Origin of the sequence: Brevundimonas naejangsanensis, from assembly GCF_000635915.2 — a bacterium.
Taxonomy (GTDB): Bacteria; Pseudomonadota; Alphaproteobacteria; order Caulobacterales; family Caulobacteraceae; genus Brevundimonas; species Brevundimonas sanguinis.
The window spans coordinates 2,916,778-2,941,577 of record NZ_CP015614.1; the positions used below are offsets into that span (position 1 = coordinate 2,916,778).

Below are 24,800 nucleotides of genomic sequence, written 5' to 3' on the forward strand. Positions count from 1 at the left end.
TCTGTGTCTCTAATTGAGCACATATTAGCCGCATTGATGCCAGATTTGATTAGGCCGGCTAGGGAGGGTTTCGTGCCAAAATTTTTCAGAAATCTGCGGCTAAGGCGCCAGGAAACGGCTGCTTTTTCAGCAGTCGCGATAATGCTGGTCTGGGGGGCGGGAGGTTCCGCCGCGGCTCAGGCCCAGGCTGGATCGGACCGGCTGACCCCCCTGCTGGACTGCCGCCGGATTGAGGACAAGCTCGCGCGCGTCGATTGCTATGACGCCGTGACGGATAGGCTGGCGGCGGCGCAGACAGCCGGGGACCTCGTCGTGGTCGATCGCGGCAAGGTCACGGAGTTGAGGCGGCAGCTGTTCGGGTTTGCAGCGCCGGCCATGGGCGCGCTGTTCGGCGCCGCAGACCACGATCGCGTCGAGGCTATCGAAACCACGCTGGATCGCGCCGTTCAGCAGGTCGACGGCAAGTGGCGGTTCCACTTGGGGGACGGCTCCCAATGGGGCCAGGTGGACTTCGATCCCGTCCGTTTTCAGAACAGGCCCGGTCAGGCCGTCAGGGTGCGCCGGGCGGCGCTGGGCAGCTATATGCTGACCACGGGCAACAGCCGCGCGGTCCGCGTCCAGCGCTACTAGCGCGCCTCTACGCCGCCGCGCGTCGCCTCAGGCGCGCCACCCGGCGCAGGCGGCGCCAGAAGCGGCCGCGCGCGGGCTCGGGATAGGGCTGCAGGTTCTCGATGAACTGCTCGGCCGAGGCGCGCCAGCTGAACTTCTCAGCATAGGAGCGCACGTCTTTGCGGTCGAGCTCAAGGCACTTCAGACAGGCGGTCTTCAGGTCGTCGTCGATGAAGCCGGCGCCCGAGCCGGGGATCAGGTCGATCGGGCCATGCGCCGGATAGGCGGCGACCGGCGTGCCCGTGCCCATCGCCTCCAGAATCACCAGGCCGAAGGTGTCGGTCCAGCTGGGGAAGACGAAGACGTCGGCGTCGGCGAAGCAGCGCGCCAGCTCCTCCCCGAACTTGGCCCCGAGGAATTTGGCGTCCGGGTATTTCTCTTCCAGATCGGCGCGGGCCGGGCCGTCGCCAACGACGATCTTGGTGCCCGGCAGGTCCAGGCCGAGGAAGGTCTCGATGTTCTTCTCGACGGCCACGCGGCCGACGTTGAGGAAGAAGGGACGGGGCCACGCGTCGCCGCCCATCTCCTTGTAGATCGGTTCAAGGTCGGGGCGGAACAGCTCGGTGTCCACGCCGCGCGTCCACGGCGAGACGTTCTTGAAGCCGTGCTCGACCAGTTCGTCGCGCAGGGTCGGGGTGGCCACCATCAGCCGCCCCGACGGCTTGTGGAACCACTTCATATAGGCATAGCCGACCTGAACCGGGATCGGGAAACGAGCCGAGACGTATTCCGGGAATTTGGTGTGATAGCTGGTCGTGAAGGGCAGCTTCCACTCCACGCAGATGCGCCGCGTGGCGATGCCCAGCGGACCTTCGGTGGCGATGTGGACGGCCTCGGGCTCGAAGGCGCGCAGGCGTTCGCGGATCTCTTCCTCGGCGCCCAGGGCCAGCCGGATCTCCGGATAGGTCGGGCAGGGAATGGTCTTGAACTGGCTGGGTTCGATGACCTCCACCTCATGACCCATGGCGCGGCATTCGGCCACGGTGCGGGTCAGGGTGCGGACGACGCCGTTGACCTGAGGCTCCCAAGCGTCGGTGACCAGAACAATGCGCATGAAGTCGATAGGGCCTTGAGCCGTTCGCGAAGGTGAAACTTCTAGACGCTCCGCATGACGAAGGCGAGACGGCATGATATTGCGCTGTGCAGAGGGTTTTCGTCTCGACAGATGATCATCTCCGCGCGCACCCCCGTCCGGGCGCCGGTTTCCCCTGGAATGACGAGCGTACCCCGAAGCTTACGCGGAGTTATGGGTGATCATGCGATGCACATTCGGGCGCACTGACCATATATCCAGAAATTCACAGGATGGATTTCATGACGCCGACCGATCTTCGCCATTGGGATGAGCTGGACCGGAACAAGTACCGGGACGAACGTGAGGTGGTGGCCGAGCTGCTGGCCGCCGAACCCCTGACGCCTGACGGTCGCGCGGCGGTCCTGAACGACGCCATTGGCCTGGTCGAAAGCGCCCGCAAGAGCCAGAAGCGCCAGGGCGTGGTCGAGAGCTTCCTGCAGGAGTTCTCCCTGGGCACCCGCGAAGGTCTGGCGCTGATGTGTCTGGCCGAGGCCCTGCTGCGCACGCCTGACGCCGACACCCGCGATCGCCTGATCGCCGAGAAGATCGGCTCGGCCGACTGGGCCTCGCACCTGGGTCAGTCGGACAGCCTGTTCGTCAACGCCTCGACCTGGGGCCTGATGCTGACCGGCAAGCTGGTCGACGTCGACGATGAAGCGCGCAGCGACCTGCCGAACTTCCTCAAGCGTATCGCCGGGCGCCTGGGCGAGCCGGTCATCCGCCAGGCCGTCGCCACCGCCGTGAAGATCATGGGCGAGCAGTTCGTCGTCGGCCGCACCATCGAGGCGGCGCTGAAGCGTTCCGACCGCGAAAACTGGCTGTGCAGCTTCGACATGCTGGGCGAGGGCGCCCGCACCGCCGCCGACGCCGAACGCTATGAAAAGATCTACGCCGACGCCATCGAGGCCGTAGGCAAGACCGCCAAGGGCGAAGGCCCCGAGCGCGGCCACGGCGTCTCGGTCAAGCTGTCGGCCCTGTCGCCGCGCTATCAGGCGGTGCAGGAGGACCGGGTGTGGGAGGAGCTCTATCCCCGCATCCTGCGCCTGGCGCTGATCGCCGCCAAATACGACATCAACTACACCATCGACGCCGAAGAGGCCGACCGTCTGGCCCTGTCGCTGAAGCTGCTGGAGCGGCTGGCGCGCGAACCGGCGCTGGGCGACTGGCAGGGCCTGGGCCTGGCCGTTCAGGCCTATCAGAAGCGCACGACCGAGACGGTGGCCAAGCTGGCCGAACTGGCCAAGTCGTCGGGCCGTCGCCTGATGGTGCGCCTGGTCAAGGGCGCCTATTGGGACACCGAAATCAAGCTGGCCCAGGTCAACGGCCGCACCGACTATCCGGTGTTCACGACCAAGCCGGCGACCGACCTGAACTATCTCGTCTGCGCCAAGGCGCTGATCGAGGCCTCGCCTTATATTTTCTCGCAGTTCGCCACCCACAACGCCCACACCCTGGCCGCCGTGCACCGCATGGCCGCCGATCGCGGCGTGACCATCGAGTTCCAGCGCCTGCACGGCATGGGCGAGGCGCTGTATGACGGCGCCAAGGTCGAGTGGGGCGATGTCGTCGTGCGCGCCTACGCCCCCGTCGGCGGCCACGAGGAACTGCTGCCCTATCTGGTGCGCCGTCTGCTGGAAAACGGCGCCAACTCCTCCTTCGTCCACGCCCTGCTGGACGAGCGCGTGCCTGCGGCCGACGTGGCCGCCGATCCCATCACCTCGGTCGAGGCCCAGCCCGATCGCCATCCGAAGATCCCTGTGCCCATGAACATCTACGGTGACCGCAAGAACTCCCTCGGCCGCGACTATTCGCAGGCTTCCGACCGCGAGCTTCATGCGGCGGCCCTGGAGCGCGTCGACAGCGAGAAGCTGACCGCCGGTCCGATCATCGGCGGAAAACTCCGGGCGGGCGTGAACCCGCAGGACGTCACCAACCCCTATGACCGCAGCCGCGTGCTGGGCCATGTCTCCGAAGCCTCGGTCGAGGACGTCGACGCCGCCGTCAACGCCGCCGCCGAGGCCCAGGTCGCCTGGGACCGTCTGGGCGGCGCGGGCCGCGCCCCGGTGCTGCGCGCCATGGCGGACGCTCTGGAAGCCGAACTGGACCGTCTGGTCGCCCTGCTGTCGCGCGAAGCGGGCAAGACGCTGAACGACGGCGTGGCCGAGGTGCGCGAAGCCGCCGACTTCTGCCGCTACTACGCCCTGCTGGCCGAGCGCGACTTCGGCGGCCGCCAGACCCTGAAGGGCCCGACCGGCGAGACCAACGAACTGGTCCTGCACGGCCGCGGCGTCTTCGCCGCCATCAGCCCGTGGAACTTCCCGCTGGCCATCTTCACCGGCCAGATCGCCGCTGCGCTCGCCGCCGGCAACGCCGTGGTGGCCAAGCCCGCCGAGCAGACGCCGCTGATCGCCGCCGAAGCCGTGCGCCTCTATTACAAGGCCGGTCTGAACCCCGACCTGCTGGCCCTGGTTCCCGGTCGCGGCGAGACCGTCGGCGTGGCCCTGACCAACCATCCGGGCATCGACGGCGTGGCCTTCACTGGCGGCACCGACACCGCCAACGCCATTAACCGCGGCCTGGCCGCGCGCCCGGGCGCCATCATCCCCTTCATCGCCGAGACGGGCGGCCTGAACGGCATGTTCGTCGACACCACGGCGCTGAAGGAACAGATCATCGACGACGTCATCCTGTCGGCCTTCGGCTCGGCGGGTCAGCGTTGCTCGGCCCTGCGCATCCTCTATGCGCCCAAGGATTCGGCCGACGCCCTGATCGAGGGCCTGAAGGGCGCGCTGGCCGCCCAGGTGCTCGGCGATCCGACCGACGCGAAGACCGACATCGGCCCGGTGATCGACGCCGAAAGCCGCGCGAACCTGGAAGCCCACGTCGAGCGTCTGTCCAAGGAAGCCAAGATCATCGCCCGCGCCGAACTGCCGGCGGGCGCCGACAAGGGCGACCTGTTCGCCCCGGTCATCGCCGAGATCCCGACCCCGGACTTCCTGGAACGCGAAGTCTTCGGCCCGATCCTGCACGTCTACCGCTACGACCCGAAGGATCTGGAGACGGTGGCCGGCAAGCTGGCGGCGCGCGGCTTCGGCCTGACGCTGGGCGTCCACAGCCGCATCGACGCCTTCGCCCGCGAGGTGATGGAGCTGGTCCCGGCGGGCAACGTCTACGTCAACCGCTCGATCATCGGCGCGGTGGTCGGCGTCCAGCCCTTCGGCGGCGAAGGCCTGTCCGGCACCGGCCCCAAGGCCGGCGGCCCCAACAGTCTGATCCGCTACGCCGCCGAGAAAGCCATCAGCATCAACATCGCCGCCCAGGGCGGGGACCCGGCGCTGCTGAATCTCTAAAGGATGTCGGCGCGTCGCCTCAGCGACGCGCCGTATTTTTATCGCCTTGCCAAAAATCAGTCTAAGGAGATCGGCAAGGAGCTCGAATGTCTGACCTTTTCCGCAGCGACAATGTCGTCGTCCGCAGCGTCCCTGCTTCGGACCTCAGCCGCTGGGTGGTCACGTTCGACAACTACGGGATCGGCCACGGGTTCGATCGCCCCGGCTTCGGCGAGGAGTTCCTGCGCAACGCAGGCATCTCCGCCATCCATGTGATGGGCGTGCGCGAGGACTGGTATCAATACCCTGAGATGCCGGCCGCCATGCAGGCCGTGCGTCAGGCGACGGCGGGCGCGGAACGGGTCATGACCTATGGCTCCAGCATGGGCGGCTATGCGGCCCTGCGCTTCGCCGACGCCGCCGGCGCCAACGCCGTGCTTGCGATCTCGCCGCAGTATTCGATCGACCCAAAGAAGGCGCCTTTCGAGAAGCGGTGGCTGCAGGACAGTCAGCGGATTCGCTGGCTGCCCGGGATCGATGGCCGCATCGTCTGCCAGGTTCGGCCGGTGGTGGTGTTCGATCCCTCCAAGGAGGACGGTCTGCAGATCGCTCTGATCCAGCGCGATATCGACATCGTGCCGATTCGCCTTCACCACGTCTCTCATCCCGCCACCACCTATCTGGGCGAGGTCGGGCTTCTTAAGGGTCTGGTTCTCCAAACCCTGTCGGGTGAGTTGGAGGCCGACACGTTCGCTCTCAAGGCGCGCCGCCTGCGGCGCACGAGTGGGGTCTACGTGTCGAACCTCGCCTTGAACCAGCCCGAGCATCGTCGTGAACTGGCGCTGTCGTTGGCGCGGCGTTCGGTTGAGGTCAGCCCAGGCAGTCCGTTGGCGAGCATGGCGCTGGCCAAGCTGCTCTCTCGGGCAGGGCGTCATGACGAGGCCGTAGAGCAGTTTGAAAGGATCATGGACGCGACCAATCGCGACCCGAACTACCTGGTCCCCTACACCGAAGTCCTCTTTGCGGGAGGGCGCCATCCCGAAGCGCTTGCCCACGCGCGCGAGGCGGTCGAGGCGATGCCGCATCTGGCTCACCTCCATGCCTGGGAAAGCGCCTTGTTGTGGGCTGGTAGCGAGAACACGGCCGCCGTGGCTGCTCTAGAACGGGCGATCGCACTGGATCCTCACCGCAAGCGTTATCGCAAGCTGATGCGGACCTATCGCCGCGAGATACGATTGCATGCAATCATCCGCGCAAAAAGCGTGGCGAGACGTTGGATAGTCAGACTGGCGCGGGCCTTGTCGCGCACGCGGACGTCATCCGCCGCGCTGGACCAGGATGCCGATCGAGGTCGTGGCGAAGCCTGACAGCGCCATCTTCAAGTGCGGCTGTTCGCGGTAGGGGGGAACGTCGATGAATTGGTCCAGGACACCGACGCCAGCGTCATAATTCACGGCGACAGCGTTATGCCCCTTGGCTCGCAGTCGCTGGAGCAGGCCCTCGATGTCGCGGCGACGGAAGAGGACCGTCGGCTGATGGTCCACTGTGATATCGTCGGAACTGACGTTGAACTCGGTCGTGTGCGCAGCCCATCCGCCCGGTTTGAGGCAGTCGATGGAGCGCTCGATGAAGGCTAGGCCGTGTTCGATGCTGCCCAGGTGTTCCAAGGCGCAGGCCGACCAGCAGAAGTCGAAATCGACGTAATCGGCCGGGATGTGGTTCATGTCGCATTCGTGGAACTCGACGTTTCGGTCAAACAGATCGTCGGGACAGACCCAAGGCTTGCGCAGGGCGACCTTGCCAGCCGCGTGCTGATTGGTTTCCGTCCATCCCAGATCGATGGCCTCGGTGGCCGCCAGGTCGGTGGCCAGGATGCGGCAATCCTGAGAGGCGAAGAAGGCCGCCAGCGGTTCGACGCCGACGCCGAAGCCAAGACCACGATGGCCTGAAACGACAGCCCCGCGCTCCCACAGCGCCTGACAGATGAAGACGAACTCCCATAGCTTGCGGTGATAACGCAGCGGCTCGGCCAGCCGCGTGCTCCAGTAACTGAAATAGGCTTGGCTGAAGTCTTCCTCGCGGCACAGGGCGCCGGTGGGAAATACGCCAGAGCCCGGACCCTCTCCGTTCGGCAGCAGCGCGTCGTGCCAGATTTCCCGCTCGGGCGTGACGAGGGAGCTCAGCAGCAGACGCACCTCTCGGATGTGGGCCGCCAGATCAGCTTCGATGCGCGTGACCTTGCTGTCGACGATCCGAAGCTCGCGCGGCAGGTGATACAGCCTGCGGAAAAAACGATCGATCCGGGCTGCGACGCCGAGAGAGCCTTGGGAGGAGGTCAAGAGAGGGAAGCTCCGATCCAACTAAGGGACGAAAAATGTCACCGTCGGCCTATAGGCAGGCGCACTCGCAGGCGCAACCAGCGACGGCCTAGGACGCTGAGCGGATTGGCCATCCGCCCGCACGGCTGAGCGCGCTGGGGTTGGGCTTGCCGATCTGGGCGCCGATCCAGCGGGCGGTTTCGATCAGGGCGTCCAGGTCGTAGCCGGTTGAATAGCCCGCGCGCTCCAGCATGTAGACCAGATCCTCGGTGGCGATGTTGCCGGTCGCGCCAGGCGCGAAGGGGCAGCCGCCGATGCCGCCGACCGAGGCGTCCAGCACGTCGACGCCGGCCTCGACGCCGGCGTAGGCGTTGGCCAGGCCGGTGTTGCGGGTGTCGTGGAAATGCAGGCGCAGGGTCGCATCCGGCGCGGCCTTTCGGGCGGCCTCGACCTTTTTGGTCACGCTCCACGGATCGCCGACGCCGATGGTGTCGGCCAGGGCGATCTCCTCGACGCCGAGCGCGGCGATGCGGGCGACCAGGTCGCCGACCTGCTGGACTGAAACCTCGCCGTCGAACGGACAGCCCCAGATGCAGGACAGGGTGGCCGACAGCTTCGGCGTCGCGCCGGGCGCGCCGTCTGCATTGGCGCGGCCCGCCATGATGTCGGCCAGCATCTGCACCTGCTGGTCGACGGTCAGGCCCTGGTTCTTCAGGCCGAAGCCGTCGGTGGCGGACATGGCGACGTTGACCTCGTCCACCGCCGTGCCCAGAGCGCGGTCGTAGCCCTTGCCGTTCAAGACGAGGCCGATGCGGCTGCGGCCCTCAAGGCGGGGCAGGGCGGCCATGACCTCTTCGGCGCCCGCCATCTGGGGCACGTATTTGGGGTGGACGAAGCTGACCGCCTCGATGCGTTTCGCCCCGGCCGCCTCCAGCCGCTGGACGAAGTCGGCGCGCACGGCGGGCTCCAGCACCGTCTTCTCGTTCTGCAGGCCGTCGCGCGGCCCGACCTCGACGATCTGGATGAAACGTCCCATCAGCGCGCGCTCCTGTCGCCTGAACCCGCCGGCGCGTAGACGGTCAGGCGCACGTCGTCGCCCGAGGAATAGTTGTGGCCGGTGACCACGCCGACGGCCCGCCCGGCGGCGCCCAGGTCGGCCAGGGCGCGGCGGAAGGCCTCGTCGTCGCGGGCCTCGACGATGGCCGGACGACCCTCGGCCAGGGCGCGGGCGGCGCCGGCGCCGTCGGTCAGCTGGGTGTCCTTGCCGGTCAGGAAGACGAAGCTGGGCTCATGGAAGGTGGTGATGGCCACCGGCCCCGGATAGCGGCCCTGGGCGGGGTTCAGCTCGGCCGAGTCCAGCGTCTGCACCAGGCGCGGCGCGATCGACAGCGGGCGCAGCTGGCGGATGGTCCCTGCCAGGCCCGCATGGGCCAGAATGCCGAAGACGACGGCGATCAGCACCCCGGTGATCGCCGCGCGGTTGACCAGCAGGAAGCCTCCGACCGCCGCGGCCATGACGGCGAAGACGATGGTGACGGTGGCCCAAGTCTGGGCGGTCGAGCGGCCGAACTCGGTCAGGCCGTAGACGGTGATCAGGCAGATGACCACGGCCGCGAACAGGCCCAGCAAGGCGCCGGTCACCCGCGACACCTTGCCGATCGGCTGGGTCAGGGCGGCGGCGGCCAGCAGGGCGATCGCGCCGAAGGTGGGCAGGGTGTAGTGCCACAGCTTGGTCGGGGCCAGTTCGAACATCAGCCAGGCCGGGACCAGCCAGCAGACGGCGAAGCGGATCGCCGGCTCGGCCCGGCGATGCCAGCCCGTCGACAGGGCGGCGGGCAGCATCAGGGTGACGGGGAACAGCAGCAGCGGCGACAACAGCACATACATGCCGGGGAAGCCGCCGTGGCTTTCGTGCGCGCCCGCGATCTTGGGCGCCAGGTCGCCGCCGATGGCTTCGCGCCAGAAGCCGCCGTCGGTGGCGATGGTGATGGCGATGGCCCAGGGCCCGACCAGCAGGGCCGTCAGCGGCAGGCCCCAGCCCCATCCCAACTGCCCCAGCCATTTGATGTTGCGGTCCCAGATCGACAGGGCGATGACGGCCAGCGCCACGACCAGAAGGCCGATCGGTCCCTTGATCAGGATGGACAGGCCGATCCCGACCCAGAAAAGCAGCTTGTGCAGCCGGTTCGACTTCTCGCCCGCCCGCGTGGACATGTAGATGCGCGCCAGCGCCGCCATCGACAGGGTGGTCAGACCCGCCAGCATGGCGTCGGTCTTGGCGATGCCCGCCTCGGTCGACAGCAGGAAGGTCGCGCCCAGCATCACGCCGGCCAGGAAGCCCGCCCTGTTGCCGAACAGGGCGGCGCCCGCCCAGGCCACGGCCCAGGCCGCCAGCATGGCGCCCAGCAGGGACGGCAGGCGATAGGGCTGGATGGTGCGGTCCTCGACGTCCGAAGTCACGGCCACGGCGGCGGCCTGCATCCAGTAGATGCCGATGGGCTTCTTCCAGCGCGGATCGTCCTGGAAGCGGATGTCGACATAGTCGCCGCCTTCCAGCATCTGGGCCGTCGCCTGGGCGAAGCGGCTCTCGTCCCGGTCCAGCGGCGGCAGCAGCAGCAGGCCGGGCAGGCCGGCGATCAGGGCCAGCAGGGCCGCAAGGACAGGGCCGCGCCAGCCGGCGATGTAATGATCCAGGTTCGGGCGGTTCATGGCGCACTCGTATCACGCCGGACGCGGCGTCCGGAAGCTTCGCCTTGTGCGACGGCTGTGGACGCGCCGTTTCGCCGAGGCGCGGCCTGCGCTAAGGAAGGCCGATGACCGACCGCTCCGCTTCCTCGCCCGACATTTCCGTCGTCGTGCCCGTGCATGATGAATCCGGCGCCGCCGTGCCCCTGGCGCGCGAAATCGCCGAGGCCTTCGCCGGGCGGTCCTATGAGATGATCTTCGTCAACGACGCCAGCCGGGACTCCACCCTGGCCGAGCTGCAGGCGGCGATGGCCGAACTGCCCGCCCTGCGGGTGCTGTCGCACGGAACCAACGCGGGGCAGAGCCGGGCGGTGCGCACCGGCGTCCTGGCCGCGCGGGCGCCGATCATCGTCACCCTGGACGGCGACGGCCAGAACCCGCCCGCCGACGCCCCGCGCCTGGTCGACGCCCTGATCGCCGCCCCGCCCAGCGTCGCCCTGGTCGGCGGCGTGCGCGCCAAGCGTCAGGACAGCAACGCCAAGCGCCAGGCGTCGCTATGGGCCAACCGCATCCGCAGGAAACTGCTGGGCGACGACGCCGACGACACCGGCTGCGGGCTGAAGGCCTTCCGCCGCGACGTCTTCCTGCGCCTGCCCTACTTCGATCACATCCACCGCTATCTGCCCGCCCTGATGATCCGCGAGGGGTATGAGAACCGCTACCTCGAGGTCGATCACCGCCACCGCGAGACGGGCCGGTCGAAATACACCAACTGGGGCCGGCTGCGGGCGTCCTTCTCGGACCTGCTGGGCGTGATGTGGCTGAAGTCGCGCTCGCGCCGACCGGGGGCGGTGACGGAGTTCTGAGGCGGCGGTCGCTTCGCTCATGAGCGGCCTGCTCTCACGCCCTTCCTTCCACCACCCCGTCATCCTCGGGCTTGACCCGACGATCCAGTTGTCCGTCTGCTCAACGGTCGACCGTGAGCACGCTGCTGTGCTCGATCCTCGGGTCAAGCCCGAGGATGACGGCGGAGTGTAGGGGACAGTGGGGAGGATGCCGGGGCAGTGGGCGGGGGCGCCATCGCCCCCTAGCTGAACGCCAGGAAGATCACCGCCACCACGGTGGCGTCGAACAGGCGGGCGGCGAGGCTGAGAACGGCGGGCATGGCGCGATCCGAAGACGGTTGAGCCTGCGTCCTCGCAATTCAGGCGCCAGTCGCCGTCAGATCTCGGTCTTGCGCGCCCGACCCGGCGAGGGGCGCCGGTCGTGCCGCCCTGAATATTCCCGGCCCAGATAGGTGGTGCGCGCCGCGTCCAGCACCGGAGCGCCGCCCTTCAGCCCGCGCTTCTGCCCTGACTGGCCCAGCACCTGAGCGGCGAAGGCGGCGGGCGGCGGGGGCGGGGTGACGGCAGGCTTTGCCGGGGAGGCGGCAGGATCGGCCGCCTGATCCGCCGCTTCGGCCTCGGTCGGGACCAGGGCGCGCGCGCGACGCCGCTCGCGACGGCGACGGTCCTTGTCGCCCCGCTCATCGACCACGGGGTCGTTCATCGGGCCCGCCGCGCCGATCGGACGGATCTCGTCCGTCATCCCGGTTCAGTCCTTGGACTGGGCGAGGCGGTCGATCTGAGCCCGCATCTCGTCCATCTGGCGGCGCATCTCGTCCAGGGCCGCGTCGTCCTTGGCCGGCGCCGTCTTGGCTTCGGCGGGCGACGCCTCCGCCGCTTCGTCTTCGGCGCGGGCATGGGCGAAGCCGGGGAACATCCGCATGGCGCGCTCGAACATGGCCATGTTCTGGCGCACGGCTTCTTCCATCAGATTGCCGCCGGGCGCCGCAGAGAAGGCGCGGGTGAACTGGCCGCGCAACTGCTCCTGCTGGCGGGTGAAGCTGTCCAGCGACATCTCCAGATAGGACGGCAGCACCCCTTGCATGGAGTTGCCGTAGAAGCCGATCAGCTGACGCAGGAACTGCACCGGCAGCAGGGCCTCGCCCCGGCTCTCCTCCTCGAAGATGATCTGGGTCAGGATCTGGCGCGTCAGATCGTCGTTGGTCTTGGCGTCATGGACGGTAAATTCCACGCCTTCGCGCACCATCCGCGCCAGATCGTCCAGCGTCACATAGGCGCTGGTGGCGGTGTTATAGAGCCGCCGGTTTGCATATTTCTTGATGACGACCATGCCGTCACGGGTTTTTCCGCCCTCGGATTTCTTGTCGGCCACGCTTGTTCTCGCGATGTTGCAACGCCCAAGCATCCCGCATTGCGGCGGCGAAGGCGAGTCCCGTCTTTCCTAGTCGGCTCAGCCGTTGACCAGCACCACGCCGATCAAGATGGCTGCCCAGTGGACGCCCGCGCCCGTCACCACAAAGCCGTGCCAGATGGCGCGGCGGAACTTCACCTTCTGCCTGACGAAGACGAAGACGCCGGACGTGTAGATCAGCCCGCCGACGACCAGCAGGCTCAGCGCCAGCGGGTGCACCGTCTCGATCATCGGCTTGAGCGCGAACACCGCCACCCAGCCGAACAGGACGTAGATCACGCTCCAGAAGGCGTCCGACAGGCGCGGCGCCAGCATCTTCACCGCTGCGCCGACCAAAGCCATCGTCCAGACGGCGGCGGTGAATCCGACAGACCAGGCCCCCTCGAAGCGCACCGCCGTGAACGGCGTGTAGCTGCCCGCGATCATCAGGAAGATGGCCGCCTCGTCCAGCCGCCGCAGCACTGGCCGCGCGGCGCAGGGATGGGTCAGGTTGTAGACGGTCGAGGCCGCCAGCATGGCCACGAGACACAGGGCGTAGATCGCCGTCGAAACCGCCGCGCCGACGCCTGCATAGACGCTGGCCAGCACCGCCAGCACCACGCCGCCCGCCACCGCCAAGGCCAGCCCGATCAGGTGAACCCACAGGTCGGCCATGCGCTCGGCGCGCGTCTGATAATGCTCGATCATGTCGAGCTCGTCGGGGGTGCAGATGCGGCGGGCCAGATGTTTCAGCATGGACGAACTCTCAACGGGGCGACGTCTCCTTCCCTGTTTCAAAGCGCGTCTGCGGCCATCGTTCCCGGCTCTTGCTGCGACGCGGCGATGACGTTTTGCTGATTGCTGCATCGCAACAGGTGACGGCCGCGGCCGAATGCGGCACAACCCCGCCAAGATTTCTCCAGGGAGTGAATAAAAATGACCGACGTCGTCATCGTCTCCGCCGCCCGCACGCCGGTCGGCTCCTTCCTCGGCGCCCTGTCGACCCTGCCGGCCTCCAAGCTGGGCGAGGTCGCCATCAAGGCGGCGCTGGAGCGCGCGGGCGTTGCGCCCGCCGATGTGGACGAGGTGATCCTGGGCCAGGTGCTGCAGGCCGGCGCGGGCCAGGGCCCGGCGCGTCAGGCCGCCATCGGCGCCGGCCTGGCCAATGAGACGCCGGCTTGGAGCCTGAACCAGCTGTGCGGGTCGGGCCTGCGCGCCGTCGCCCTGGCCTATCAGCAGATCGTGCAGGGCGATGCGAAGATCGTCGTCGCCGGCGGTCAGGAAAGCATGAGCCAGTCGCCGCATGCCCAGCAGATTCGCACCGGCCAGAAGATGGGCGATCTGGCGCTGAAGGACACCATGATCTTGGACGGCCTGACCGACGCCTTCCACGGCTATCACATGGGCCAGACGGCCGAGAACATCGCCGAGAAATGGTCGATCGACCGCGCGGCTCAGGACGATTTCGCCGTCGCCTCCCAGAACAAGGCCGAGGCCGCGCAGAAGGCGTGCAAGTTCGTCGATGAAATCGCGCCGGTGACGATCTCCACGCGCAAGGGCGACGTGGTGGTCGATCAGGACGAATACATCCGCCACGGCGCCACCCTGGAGGCGATGCAGAAGCTGAAGCCCGCCTTCGTCAAGGACGGCACGGTGACGGCCGCCAACGCCTCGGGCATCAACGACGGCGCAGCGGCGCTGGTGCTGATGAGCGCTGATGAAGCCAAGGCGCGCGGTCTGAAGCCGCTGGCCCGCATCGCGTCGTGGGCCACGGCGGGCGTCGATCCGGCCATCATGGGCACGGGCCCGATCCCGGCCTCGAAGAAGGCGCTGGAGAAGGCCGGTTGGACCGTCGCCGATCTGGACCTGATCGAGTCTAACGAGGCCTTCGCCGCCCAGTCGCTGTGCGTGGTCAAGGAGCTGGGCCTCGACCCGGCCAAGGTCAACGTCAACGGCGGCGCCATCGCCATCGGCCACCCCATCGGCGCGTCAGGCGCCCGCGTCCTGACCACCCTGCTGCACGAGATGAAGCGCTCGGGCGCCAAGAAGGGTCTGGCCACCCTGTGCATCGGCGGCGGCATGGGCGTGGCCCTGTGCGTCGAGCGCTAAGCGCGAAGCTACAGGCTGAAACAGCAAAGGCCGGCGAGCGATCGCCGGCCTTTTTGCTTTCCTCCCCATGCAATGGGGAGGGGGACCACGAAGTGGTGGAGGGGCCAGCTATGGGCGCTGGCCTGTCAGAATCAGCTCGCCGTCTCGCCATCTGTTCGCGTCAGCGCGCGGACAGCCCCTCCACCGCTACGCGGTCCCCCTCCCCACGCTGTGGGGAGGAAAAATAGCGCGTCTCAGAACCCTCGCCGCCAGCTGCCGAGCAGGGCGTAGCCGGTCGGGGCGTCGGCGCGGTGCTGTTCTTCGCGGCTGGCCACGGCCTCCAGCTGCAGCCACGACCGGCCGGGCAGGGCGTGCAGGCTGCGGACGCTGAAGTCGATCTGCCGTCCCGACGGCGCGGCCGAGAAGCGCCGCTCCGAGAAGGTCACCGGGTCGAAATACTCCAACGGCGCATCGGCCAGGAAGGCGCTGAACGTCCCGTCCTCGATCCGCAGCGGCTGGGAAATTTCCCAGCTCAGGCTGCTGCAGCCCAGCGCCTTTGCGATTGACCAGGACGGGCAGGCCGACTGCAGGGCGATGCGCCAGGTCGAGCTGAGCGCCGGGGCGGACAGATGCAGGAACCGCCCCTCCAGCTCGGTGCGGCCCAGGCCCGCCTCGCCCGACAGGGTCAAACCGCGTCCCAGCGCCACATCCGCCCCGACCGCCGCAAAGCGGGTGCGCGACGGCAGGGCGAAGTCCGAGCGCGTCGGCAGATAGGCGCCCAGCGGCCCCATCCCTTCGTCCAGAGACCCGACGCTGAACGACAGGCCCCCTCGGTCTTGGCCGCCGCGATCCTGCTCCTCGCCTGCAAAACGCCAGTCCAGCCCGGCGCGGGCGTAGGTCGAGGCGTCGCGCTCGACCGGACGCAGCGGCGCGCGGCGGTCGCCCGACCCGGTCTCGGCGCTGAAGGTCAGGGCGCCGAGCTTCAGCCCCCCGCGCAGGGCGTGGTCCGCCTGGGTCAGGGCCACAAAACCGTCGCCGGACCCGCTGCGGAAGGGCGAGCTGGCGCCGCCCTGACCCTGCCAGGCGGTCAGGGACAGCGGACCCGCCTGCACGTCGAACAGAGCCTCGCTGCGCGTCTCGTCGCCCAGCCACGGCGCGTCAAACGGGGTGTAGCGGGCGACCACCGGCTCGGGCACGGCCACCGGCGTGGCGGCGGCCAGCGACAGACGCGTCCCGCCCGGCGCATCCAGCGTCACCTGCGACTGCTGCATCGGCGTCGGATTTCTGGGCTGATAGCTGCGGCGCGGCGCGGGGCCGTAGGCGGCGCCCAGGTCCACGCGGAACAGCCGCTCATATTCGTCATAGGCGATGGTGCTCAGCGCCCCCGTGCGGCCCAGGGCGTCGCCGAACGGTCCGCCGACATGGGCGCCGGGCTCCAGCGCGATATTCACCGCCGCCCCGGTCGCCATCGGCGCCGAGGTCGCGCCCACCGGCTGGAAGGCGCGGGCGATGTCCAGCAGGCCGCGGCCGTAGACGATGTCGGTTCCCGCATCGCCCGCCTCGCGCCCGGTGCGCAGCAGGATGTCGATGGCCTGCCGTCCGGTCAGGTTGGGGAAGGCCTCCAGCAGCAGGGCCAGCGCCCCCGCCACGGCGGGCGAGGCGAAGGAGGTGCCGTTCACCCGCCAGCAGCCCTCGTCCTCGCAGTCGACAATGACGTCGACGCCGGGCGCGGACAGGAAGGCGTTCTGCGACACGCCGGCGCGGTTGGAGAAGGCGGCGATCTGCTGGGCCTGGTCATGCGCCCCCGTGACGATGATGGCGCCGGCGAAACGCGGATCGCTGGCGTAGCGGCCGGGCCATTCGGGGTTGGCGCCCTCCTCATTGCCCGAGGCGATGGCGAAGACCACGCCCGCATTGATCGCGCGCAGCAGGGCCGCCTCGAACTGGGCGCCCAGCGGGCCTTCGCCGCCGAGCGATAGATTGATCACCCGCGCCCCGTTCTGAACCGCGTAATCCAGCGCGCGCGCCAGGTCGCTGCTTTTGAAGCACATCTTGTCTTCGGGTTTGGCGCAGTCGCTGACGTCGGCTCGGACCGACAGGATGGTCGAGTTGAAGGCCACTCCGACCGTGCCGTAGTTGTTGAAGGGCGCGGCGATGACGCTGGCCACCCGCGTCCCGTGCCGGTCCTCGCCCTCGCGCTCGTTGCGACCGGCGACGATGTCTGTGGACAGGGGCGAGATGTTCGCGCCCAGGTCCTGATGGTTCATGCGGATGCCGGAATCCACCACCCCGACGGTGACGCCGCGCCCGGTCGCGCCCGTGCGCCAGGCGGCGATGGCCTGAGCATCGGCCACGCCCCAGTTGCGTTGGTATTCGCGCGAGGCTTCCGACGGGATCGGCGGAGGGGGTGGCGGGGGCGGTGGTGGAGGAGGCGGCGGCGGCGGTGGCGGCGGCGGCGGTGGAGGCGTGGGCGTGACGATGCCGCCTCCACCACCCCCTCCGCCCCCGCCGCAAGCGGCCAGCGGCGTCGCCAGCAAGCCCAGGACGCTGATCGAGATCGCGATCCGCCGCAGTCGATGAACAGCCATGGTTCCCTCTTCCGAAACCTATTGGGCCATTAGGCCGGTTTCGGAACGATTGACGAGCCTGTTTCGACAGCGCCGCTTGGGAATCAGTCGCGCAGCAGTTCGTTCACGCCGGTCTTGGCGCGGGTCTGGGCGTCGACGCGCTTGACGATGACGGCGCAATACAGGCTGGGGCCGCCGTTCGGGTCGGGCAGGGCGCCCGGCACCACGACGGAATAGGCCGGCACCTCGCCGCGGAAGATCTCGCCGGTCGCCCGGTCGACGATCTTGGTCGAGCCCGACAGATAGACGCCCATGGCCAGGACCGCGCCTTCGCGGACGATCACGCCCTCGGCGACCTCGGCGCGGGCGCCGATGAAGCAGCCGTCCTCGATGATGGTCGGGTTGGCCTGCAGCGGCTCCAGCACGCCGCCGATGCCGGCGCCGCCCGACAGGTGGACGTTCTTGCCGATCTGGGCGCACGACCCGACCGTGGCCCAGGCGTCGACCATCGAGCCTTCATCGACATAGGCGCCGATGTTCACGAAGGACGGCATCAGCACCACGTTCTTGCCGACATAGGCGCCGCGACGGACGATGGCGCCGGGCACCGAGCGGAAGCCGGCGGCCTGATAGTCGGCCGCGCTCCAGTCGCCGAACTTGTTGGGCACCTTGTCCCAGAAGGGGCCGACGGCGGCCGGGTGATCGGCCGACAGCGGCAGGGTCGGGGCGTGTCCGGCGCGCATGACGACGTTGTCGTTCAGGCGGAAGGACAGCAGCACCGCCTTCTTCAGCCATTGATGCGTGGTCCACACGCCGTCTTCGCCGCGCGAGGCGACGCGCGCCTGGCCGGAATCCAGCAGGGCCAGGGCGGTCTCGACGGCGTCGCGCACCTCGCCTCGCGTGGCCGAGGATACCTCGGCGCGATCTTCCCAGGCGGCCTCGATCACGGATTCCAGGTGGGTCAGGTCGGTCATTGCGGATCTCCGTCAAGCATGGCGGCAGCCAGGAAGGGGCCCAGGGAGGCGGCCCGGTGTTGGATGTGGTCGCCCTCGGCGGTGAAGGCCTTGGGCCCGACCAGGACGGTGGTCATGCCGATGGCGTGCGCCGGTTCGAGGTTCTTGGGCGTGTCCTCGAAGAAGCAGGCGGTCGCCGGATCGACGCCGAAGCGGGCCAGCATCTTGTCGAAGGTGCGCGGGTCCGGCTTGGGGATCAGGTCGGCGTCCTCCAGGGCGAAGACGCCGTCGAAGAAGCGCGTCAGCTCCAGCCGCTCCATCACCCGCCGGGCGTGGCCGATCGAGCCGTTGGTGAAGATCAGACGCGGGCCTTGCAGCCGCTCCAGCGCCGCGTGCAGGCCGGGATCGGGCGTCAGCACGTCCAACGGCACGTCATGCACCTCGGCCAGGAAGTCGTGCGGGTCGATCTGATAGTGCAGCATCAGCCCGGCCAGGGAGGTGCCGTAGTCGTGCAGATAACCCTTCTGCACGCTCAAGGCCTCGGCCGACGGCAGGCCCGAGGTGCGCACCACATACTGGTTGATGCGCTGCTCGACCTGCGTCAGGAACTGGCTTTCCGGCGGGTAAAGGGTGTTGTCGAGGTCGAACACCCAGGACCGCACGTGGCGCAGGTCGGCGCCGATCTCGGTGCTCGCCGCCAGCGGCCCGCCCGAAGCGTCTGCCGTCACTTCGCCTTCACCAGGGTGCCGGCGCCGTGCTCGGTGAACAGTTCGACGAGCATGGCGTGCGGACGTCGCCCGTCCAGGATGACCACGGCCTCGACCCCGGCGCGGACGGCGGCCATGGCCGTCTCCAGCTTGGGGATCATGCCGCCGGTGGCGACGCCGTCGTCGATCAGGCCTTGCGCCTCTTCCAGCGTCATCTGGCGGATGATCTCGCCGTCGGCGCCCTTGACCCCCGGCACGTCGGTCAGCAGCAGCATCCGCTTGGCGTGCAGGGCGCCTGCGACGGCCCCGGCCACGGTGTCGGCGTTGACGTTGTAGGTCAGGCCGTCTTCCGCCACCCCGATGGGGGCGATGACCGGCACCCAGTCCTCGGTCTCCGAGGCGATCAGGCCCTTGATCAGCTTGGGATCGACCTTGGTCGGCTCGCCGACGAAGCCCAGGTCGACCTCGTGTTCGATCATGCTGTCGGGGTCGCGCTTGGTGCGCTTGGTCTTCTCGACCGTCAGCAGGCCGGCGTCCTTGCCCGACAGGCCGACGCCGCGCACGTCGGCTTCCTTGCCGGCGACGGTGATCCAGTGGGCGATCTCTTTGTTCACGGCGCCGGACAGGACCATCTCGGCCACCGACATGGTGTCCTTGTCCGTCACGCGCAGGCCGTCGACGAAGGCCGACTTCACCCCCGCCTTGTCCAGCATGGCGCTGATCTGCGGCCCCCCGCCGTGCACGACCACGGGGTTCACCCCCATCAGCTTCAGCAGCACCACGTCGGCGGCGAACTGCCGGGCCACGGCGCTCTCGCCCATGGCGTGGCCGCCGTATTTGATGACCACGGTCTCGCGGTCATACACCTGGATATAGGGCAGGGCCTCGGCGAGCGTCTTCGCCGTCTCCCAGCCGCGTTCCTCGGATTGCCGATCAGTCTCTATCATGGTGCGCGCTCGATAGCGGGCACGGACGCGGGAGTCACGCCTGAAGGCGCTTGGCCCGCTAACGCGGCGCGTCGCTGAACAGGTCGCAGGCTTGGTCGAAGTCGCTGCGGAGATCGTCCAGGGCGAAATGCAGATCCGAGTGTTCGCCGTGACGCGACAACTGCGCCAGCAGACCATAGGTTCGGGCTACGGCTGAAGGCGGGGGCGAGGCGTCCGACTGTCGTCTGAGGTCGGTTGACAGGAAGGCGTCGATTTCACTCGAGCGGGCGTCGTCCAGGTTCAGCGTTGTGGCCGAAAGTTTATTGATGGCGTCGAAAACCGTGCGCCACTGATGCAAGAAATCTGGCCACAGCACAAAACGTCTATCAAGACCTCGGGATGCCTGCTCTGCGTCCAGTACGTGACGCATCCACAGCCGCAGCGCGTGGTTGCGGCTCAGTGCGTTTCGAGATTCCAGCGAGGCGGCCACCTCGGACGGAGCCCGCACAGGGCTGACGACGAGAGGATTGTACCCGGCTTCCAGCAAGGCCTGACGCCACAACGGGAAAATACGGCAGATGCGGGGATCCTTCAGCACTATGACTGCAGCGTCGCCGAATTCATCCTGCAACAGGTCGATGGCGTCGTTTCGTGCAGATTTGTCCGCCAGAAGAGGTGCTTTGGGGATGGCCCGCCAGTCGTGCCAGTTAGAGCCTTCACGGTTCAATATGCGGTCGTTGAAATCGGCGACGGCGCTGCTTTCCCAGAAACCCTTGGGGTTGTCAGCGGCGGCGGGCATCAGGTGTTTCGGCGCCGCAGCCCCGGCCAGCGCGAGCGCGCCGGCGACCGACGACGTGCCGCTGCGATGCATACCCAGAACGATCAGAGCCGTTTTTTTCGTCATCTTCGCCAGCATCGTTTGTTAGACACGCGTCACTAGCGGTTCACGACCGCCTGTCCTAGCCTTCGCATCGACAGCGCCGCAGTCTAATGGGATGCCATGAATCTATATCCGGTGATAATGTGCGGTGGTTCCGGCACTCGGCTGTGGCCCTCCTCTCGTCCCTCCAGGCCGAAACAATTCATACCGTTAGCTGGGAACAGGTCGCTGTTTCAGGAAACGGCCATGCGTGTGGCGCCGCTCATCGGCGACGGGGTGATGGTCGTCGTGGCGGGGACGCGGCACCGGCACTGGGTGCTGGAGCAGCTTGAGCAATTGGAGCTGCAGGATCGGACCCAGATTCTGCTAGAGCCGGAAGCGCGCGATTCGGCCGCTGCTATGGCCGCCGCCGCTGCCTGGACGCTGGCGCGCGATCCGGAAGCGGTGAACGTATTTGTCGCTTCCGACCATCACGTACCCGATCATGAAGCGTTCCGCGCGGCCGTGCGTGAGGCCGCCGCCGCCGCCGCCGCGGACGGGCGGATCGTCACCTTGGGCGTGAAGCCGACGTCGGCCTCGACCGCCTATGGCTACATCAACCCGGAGGGGCCTGGGTTGGCCGCTGTTAAAGCGTTCCGCGAAAAGCCGGATCGCGATAGCGCCGCCGAGTTCATCCGAGATGGGTATTTGTGGAACAGCGGCAACTTCATCGTGTCGGCCGCCACTCTGACGGAAGAGCTGGAAGCTCGCGCGCCGGGCGTGGCGGATGCGGCGAGACGATCTCTCGAGCATCTGCCCTCAGGCCACGTCCAGGTGCTGGGCGACGCCTTTCGAAACGCCCCCAAGATTTCCATCGATTACGCCGTCATGGAAAAGACCCTGCGCGCCTCAGTCCTGGCGGTTGATTTCGCCTGGTCTGATTTGGGCGCATGGGACGCCATCGCTGAGACGGGCGAGGGCGAGTTCGGATCTCATATCTTTGAGGATTCAGAAGGATGCCTCGTTCGAGCGCCAGAAGGCGTGCTGGTGGGGGTTTTGGGGGTCAGCAATCTGGCGATCGTGGCTGAGGAGGACGCCATCCTCGTCTGCGATCTGGACCGCGCTCAGGATGTGAAGAGCGTGGTCGAACGGGTTCGCGCCGCGTTCCCGCAGCATCTCGACTTCCAACAACCTGAGCCGGAGACTCTAGACGCGGGCGGGCGTCGCTTTGGGGACTGGTTGCGTCAGTCCGCCCTGCCCCTGTGGGCGACGCTCGGGCAGGACGACGACGGCCGTTTCGCCGAGGCCTTGAGTTTGGACGGCCGTGTCATGAAGCTCGCTCGTCGAGCGCGCGTCCAGGCCCGCCAGGTCTGGTCCTATGCCCAAGCCGGACGGCTAGGGTGGCAGGGTCCCTGGCGCCGCGCCGTGCGGGCCGGGTTGGAGCGTCTTGAGGCGGAGTATTTGCGCCCAGACGGCCTTTGCAGGACCCTTCTGACAGCGGAGGGCGCGCCGTTGGACGAGACGGCCATGCTTTATGATCAGGCTTTCGTGCTTCTGGCTTTGGAGGCGGGGCGCTCTCATGCGGACGATCCCGCTGCGGTGGAGAAAACGGCCCTCCAGATTCGTGAAAGGCTGAAGGACTGGCTCCTTCCGGGCGGCGGCTGGCGGGAGCAGGGAGAGCATCCCTATCAGTCCAATGCGCACATGCATCTGTTGGAAGCCTGCCTGGCCTGGGAAGAAGGGGGAGGCGACGCCGCATGGGGCGCCATGGCCGATGACATCGTGGACCTGGCGCAACGGCATTTCATCGATCCAGACGGCGGTTTCCTGCGGGAGTTCTTCGACGAACAATGGCGCCCCGCCCCCGGCGAGCCTGGCCGTCTGGTCGAGCCTGGGCATCAGTTTGAATGGGCCTGGTTGCTGGCGCGCCACGCGCGACTGCGCGGCGACGTCGCCTCGATAGGTCTCGCCCGGCGGCTGTTTGATTTCGGCGCCAGGGGGATCAGCGACGACCGGGTCGCTGTGGACGCCATCAACCTCGACGGCCGCCCCCGGGGGGAGCGTGCGCGGCTTTGGCCACAGACGGAATGGCTCAAGGCCGCTTTGATCCTGGCGGAAACCGCAGAAGACGGCGAACGGCGCCGCTATCTGCTGGAGGCTGCGGACGCGTTGAGGGCTCTATGGCTCTATCTGACGCCCAACGGCGTCTGGCGCGACAAGCGTTTGGGTCGCAAGGGCTTCATCAATGAGGCGGCGCCCGCCAGTTCGCTTTATCACATCATGGGCGCGTTCGGGCAGTTTAGCGCCAGCGCGCGGCGCCTGGACCTTACGGCTGCGGATATGAGCAAACCGCTGGGCTGAGCAGCCGTCTCAGGAAATTCACTATAATGACCAACATTTTAGTTACCGGCGGCGCTGGCTACATCGGTAGCCATACGTGCATGCGTCTGGCGGAGGCGGGCTTTCAGCCCGTCGTGTTCGACAACCTGTCCAACGGCCATCGCGAGGCCGTGCAATGGGGGCCGCTGGAAGAGGGCGATGTTCGCTCTGCGACCGACATCAAGCGCGCGTTGGAGCGTTGGCGCCCGGCCGGCGTGATCCACTTCGCCGCCCTGATCGAAGTGGGCCTGTCTTTTGACCAGGTCAGCGACTTCTACGCCGTCAATGTCGGGGGCGCGCTCAACGTTCTGGCGGCCATGAGCGATGCGGGCGTCGCGCCGTTCGTCTTTTCATCCACCTGCGCGACCTATGGCGAGCCGCAGTATCTGCCTCTGGACGAGAGCCACCCTCAAAACCCGATCAATCCCTATGGTCGAACCAAGCTGGCGGTCGAGCAGGCGCTGGCTGACCTGACGCGCTTTGGCGCGATCCGTCCGATCATCCTGCGCTATTTCAACGCGGCGGGCGCCGATCCCGAGGGCCGGATCGGCGAGCGCCACGAACCCGAGACGCACGCGCTGCCTCTCGCCATCCAGACGGTCCTGGGTCAGAGGCCTGTGTTCTCGATTTTCGGCGACGACTACGATACGCGCGACGGCACGGCGTTACGCGACTATGTTCACGTTCTCGACTTGGCGGACGCCCATGTGTTGGCGTTGCAGCGCTTGTTGGACGGCGCGCCGGGCGGCGAGGCGTTCAATCTAGGCACCGGCGCTGGAACTACGGTCAAGGAGCTGATCGCCGCTGTTGAAAAGGCCAGCGGGCGGGCGCTTCCGGCAAAACCGCAGCCTCGACGCCAAGGGGATGCGCCCAGCCTTGTAGCCAATAATGCGGCGGCGGCCGGGACGCTGGGTTGGCGATTAAGGTGGAGTCTGGCCGATATGGCTCAGCATGCCTGGAACTGGCATTCCAAGAGCTAGCCGATCAAGCTAGGGCGGCCGCCAGCGCGCGTCGCTCTTCTTCCGTCAAAATCCGCTTCAAAAGCTGCGGGAGGCGGTCCTTGAATTCCGGGCTCTCCATGCAGCTGTTCAGGTCGTCGCGATAGGTGCGCTCGCCGCTGCGCAATGCCGCCAGCGAAGACAGCCGACCGCCAGGATCCGGGTGGCGGCCGAACATCACCTTATAGATGGCCTCGACGAACTCTTCGTTGGCCTCTTCTCTGTTTCCGCCGCTGGCCTGGGGAACGCCGGAGGCGTCGATCCCCGCATCAGCTAGGCTTTGGCTGACAGCCTGTTCGATCCGCTCGATGCGCAGCCACATAGGAGCCGCGTCGCGGACAACCTGACGGATGAAGCGTGCGTTCCAGTTGAAGACCCCTTCGTCCCGCAACAGCACGTCTTCAAAGCCGTCGACAGCATTCAACGCCTCATGCAGGATCGCCTGGTCGTCGATCACATCGCCCCAAACGGCTTCTGCGGAGAGCACGTCTAGCGGCGGCGCCATGAACTTTTCGAACCAGAGATCGACCAGCTCGCGCGCCTTGTCGTGCCCGAGGTTGATCGCGAAAACGCCGGCGTTGATGTCCCACCATCGCGGCGGCGTCAGGCCGCTGGGGGCGGCGATGAGAGCGTACTGGCTCCGTTCAGCCAGGTAAGCGCCGATGTCGAACGACAGGTCGGCGATATAGGCGTCGGCATCAACATAGACGACCCAGCCGTCATATCCCGCCTGCGTGTAGGATTTGAGGATGGGAATCCTGTTCAAAGAGGCATGCCAAGGCTTGGCGCCTCGCTTGATCCCGTAGAAGCACTCGTAAGCGTGTCCAAACTTCTCGCAGTATGCTTTCAGCGAGAGCGAGGACCTGTCGATAAGAGGGCGATACTTCGAGACGTCGGACGTTTGAATGAAGGTGATCATGAGGATATTTGTGGATCTTTGTGGATCGGTCGCTCATCACAACGCCGTCACCATCTCGGTGAACAGTATGGTGGTTTTGCGGGGGGCTGGACG

At 67.4% G+C, this 24,800-nt stretch carries 20 protein-coding genes; 7 read left to right on the forward strand and 13 right to left on the reverse strand.

Features of this window, described 5'->3' with window-relative positions; genetic code table 11:
• Window positions 1-141 precede the first annotated feature (141 nt).
• Window positions 142-630 (forward strand): hypothetical protein, encoded by a 489-nt coding sequence (locus DA69_RS13910; RefSeq protein WP_025978654.1) that lies wholly within the window; start codon window positions 142-144, stop codon window positions 628-630.
• Window positions 631-637: 7 nt separating this feature from the next.
• Here DA69_RS13910 and DA69_RS13915 read toward each other — a convergent pair whose 3' ends face one another.
• On the reverse strand, window positions 638-1,723 hold the full coding sequence (locus tag DA69_RS13915) for a glycosyltransferase family 4 protein (RefSeq protein ID WP_025978655.1): 1,086 nt from the start codon (window positions 1,721-1,723) through the stop codon (window positions 638-640).
• 260 nt (window positions 1,724-1,983) lie between these two features.
• On the opposite strand from DA69_RS13915, the gene putA reads away from it, so the two are divergent.
• A complete protein-coding gene (putA, locus tag DA69_RS13920; RefSeq protein WP_025978656.1) occupies window positions 1,984-5,094 on the forward strand; it encodes a bifunctional proline dehydrogenase/L-glutamate gamma-semialdehyde dehydrogenase PutA in 3,111 nt (1,036 codons plus the stop codon).
• 86 nt (window positions 5,095-5,180) lie between these two features.
• Window positions 5,181-6,440: a tetratricopeptide repeat protein gene (locus tag DA69_RS13925; protein ID WP_025978657.1), complete on the forward strand. Its 1,260-nt coding sequence runs from the start codon at window positions 5,181-5,183 to the stop codon at window positions 6,438-6,440.
• Here the strand turns inward: DA69_RS13925 and DA69_RS13930 are convergent.
• The 3 genes from DA69_RS13930 to DA69_RS13940 all read right to left on the reverse strand — a co-directional run bounded on the left by DA69_RS13930 (window position 6,390) and on the right by DA69_RS13940 (window position 10,100).
• Window positions 6,390-7,412 carry a class I SAM-dependent methyltransferase gene (locus DA69_RS13930; protein ID WP_025978658.1) on the reverse strand — a complete coding sequence of 341 codons (1,023 nt, stop codon included), beginning with the start codon at window positions 7,410-7,412 and terminating at the stop codon, window positions 6,390-6,392. The two genes, DA69_RS13925 and DA69_RS13930, sit on opposite strands and share 51 nt — an antisense overlap.
• Before the next feature lie 88 nt (window positions 7,413-7,500).
• Window positions 7,501-8,427: a hydroxymethylglutaryl-CoA lyase gene (locus tag DA69_RS13935; protein ID WP_025978659.1), complete on the reverse strand. Its 927-nt coding sequence runs from the start codon at window positions 8,425-8,427 to the stop codon at window positions 7,501-7,503.
• Window positions 8,427-10,100 carry an ArnT family glycosyltransferase gene (locus tag DA69_RS13940; RefSeq protein ID WP_025978660.1) on the reverse strand — a complete coding sequence of 558 codons (1,674 nt, stop codon included), beginning with the start codon at window positions 10,098-10,100 and terminating at the stop codon, window positions 8,427-8,429. The genes DA69_RS13935 and DA69_RS13940 overlap by 1 nt, the downstream gene beginning before the upstream one ends.
• A gap of 104 nt (window positions 10,101-10,204) precedes the next feature.
• Between DA69_RS13940 and DA69_RS13945 the strand changes: the two genes are divergently transcribed.
• Window positions 10,205-10,942: a glycosyltransferase family 2 protein gene (locus DA69_RS13945; RefSeq protein WP_025978661.1), complete on the forward strand. Its 738-nt coding sequence runs from the start codon at window positions 10,205-10,207 to the stop codon at window positions 10,940-10,942.
• Window positions 10,943-11,297: 355 nt separating this feature from the next.
• Here the strand turns inward: DA69_RS13945 and DA69_RS13950 are convergent, their stop codons facing one another.
• From DA69_RS13950 to trhA, 3 genes are all read right to left on the reverse strand, one after another.
• Window positions 11,298-11,663, reverse strand: a complete 366-nt coding sequence (locus DA69_RS13950; RefSeq protein ID WP_025978662.1) for a hypothetical protein — start codon at window positions 11,661-11,663, stop codon at window positions 11,298-11,300.
• A gap of 6 nt (window positions 11,664-11,669) precedes the next feature.
• Complete coding sequence (phaR, locus tag DA69_RS13955; RefSeq protein ID WP_025978663.1) at window positions 11,670-12,293, reverse strand: polyhydroxyalkanoate synthesis repressor PhaR; 624 nt, start codon at window positions 12,291-12,293, stop codon at window positions 11,670-11,672.
• 78 nt (window positions 12,294-12,371) lie between these two features.
• Window positions 12,372-13,067 carry a PAQR family membrane homeostasis protein TrhA gene (trhA, locus tag DA69_RS13960; protein ID WP_025978664.1) on the reverse strand — a complete coding sequence of 232 codons (696 nt, stop codon included), beginning with the start codon at window positions 13,065-13,067 and terminating at the stop codon, window positions 12,372-12,374.
• Window positions 13,068-13,247: 180 nt separating this feature from the next.
• Here trhA and DA69_RS13965 point away from each other — a divergent pair, with 180 nt between their 5' ends.
• Window positions 13,248-14,420: an acetyl-CoA C-acetyltransferase gene (locus DA69_RS13965; RefSeq protein WP_025978665.1), complete on the forward strand. Its 1,173-nt coding sequence runs from the start codon at window positions 13,248-13,250 to the stop codon at window positions 14,418-14,420.
• 233 nt (window positions 14,421-14,653) lie between these two features.
• On the opposite strand, the gene DA69_RS13970 is transcribed toward DA69_RS13965, so the two are convergent.
• The 5 genes from DA69_RS13970 to DA69_RS13990 all read right to left on the reverse strand — a co-directional run bounded on the left by DA69_RS13970 (window position 14,654) and on the right by DA69_RS13990 (window position 20,468).
• Entirely contained in the window at window positions 14,654-16,987 is a 2,334-nt protein-coding gene (locus tag DA69_RS13970) for a S8 family peptidase (RefSeq protein WP_235599174.1), read from the reverse strand.
• Window positions 16,988-17,070: 83 nt separating this feature from the next.
• Complete coding sequence (dapD, locus tag DA69_RS13975) at window positions 17,071-17,940, reverse strand: 2,3,4,5-tetrahydropyridine-2,6-dicarboxylate N-succinyltransferase (RefSeq protein ID WP_025978667.1); 870 nt, start codon at window positions 17,938-17,940, stop codon at window positions 17,071-17,073.
• Window positions 17,937-18,647, reverse strand: a complete 711-nt coding sequence (locus tag DA69_RS13980) for a pyrimidine 5'-nucleotidase (RefSeq protein WP_134581662.1) — start codon at window positions 18,645-18,647, stop codon at window positions 17,937-17,939. Before DA69_RS13980 ends, dapD begins: the two co-directional genes overlap by 4 nt.
• Complete coding sequence (gene argB, locus DA69_RS13985) at window positions 18,644-19,573, reverse strand: acetylglutamate kinase (protein ID WP_025978669.1); 930 nt, start codon at window positions 19,571-19,573, stop codon at window positions 18,644-18,646. Before argB ends, DA69_RS13980 begins: the two co-directional genes overlap by 4 nt.
• Window positions 19,574-19,631: 58 nt before the next feature.
• Window positions 19,632-20,468: a sulfotransferase family protein gene (locus tag DA69_RS13990; RefSeq protein WP_025978670.1), complete on the reverse strand. Its 837-nt coding sequence runs from the start codon at window positions 20,466-20,468 to the stop codon at window positions 19,632-19,634.
• A gap of 105 nt (window positions 20,469-20,573) precedes the next feature.
• Between DA69_RS13990 and DA69_RS13995 the strand changes: the two genes are divergently transcribed.
• Both DA69_RS13995 and galE read left to right on the forward strand, forming a co-directional pair.
• Window positions 20,574-22,772 (forward strand): AGE family epimerase/isomerase, encoded by a 2,199-nt coding sequence (locus tag DA69_RS13995; RefSeq protein WP_235599175.1) that lies wholly within the window; start codon window positions 20,574-20,576, stop codon window positions 22,770-22,772.
• 26 nt (window positions 22,773-22,798) lie between these two features.
• Complete coding sequence (galE, locus tag DA69_RS14000; RefSeq protein ID WP_025978672.1) at window positions 22,799-23,770, forward strand: UDP-glucose 4-epimerase GalE; 972 nt, start codon at window positions 22,799-22,801, stop codon at window positions 23,768-23,770.
• 4 nt (window positions 23,771-23,774) lie between these two features.
• Here galE and DA69_RS14005 read toward each other — a convergent pair whose 3' ends face one another.
• Window positions 23,775-24,707, reverse strand: coding sequence for a DUF4214 domain-containing protein (locus tag DA69_RS14005; protein WP_025978673.1), 933 nt, complete (start codon window positions 24,705-24,707; stop codon window positions 23,775-23,777).
• Window positions 24,708-24,800: the final 93 nt, after the last annotated feature.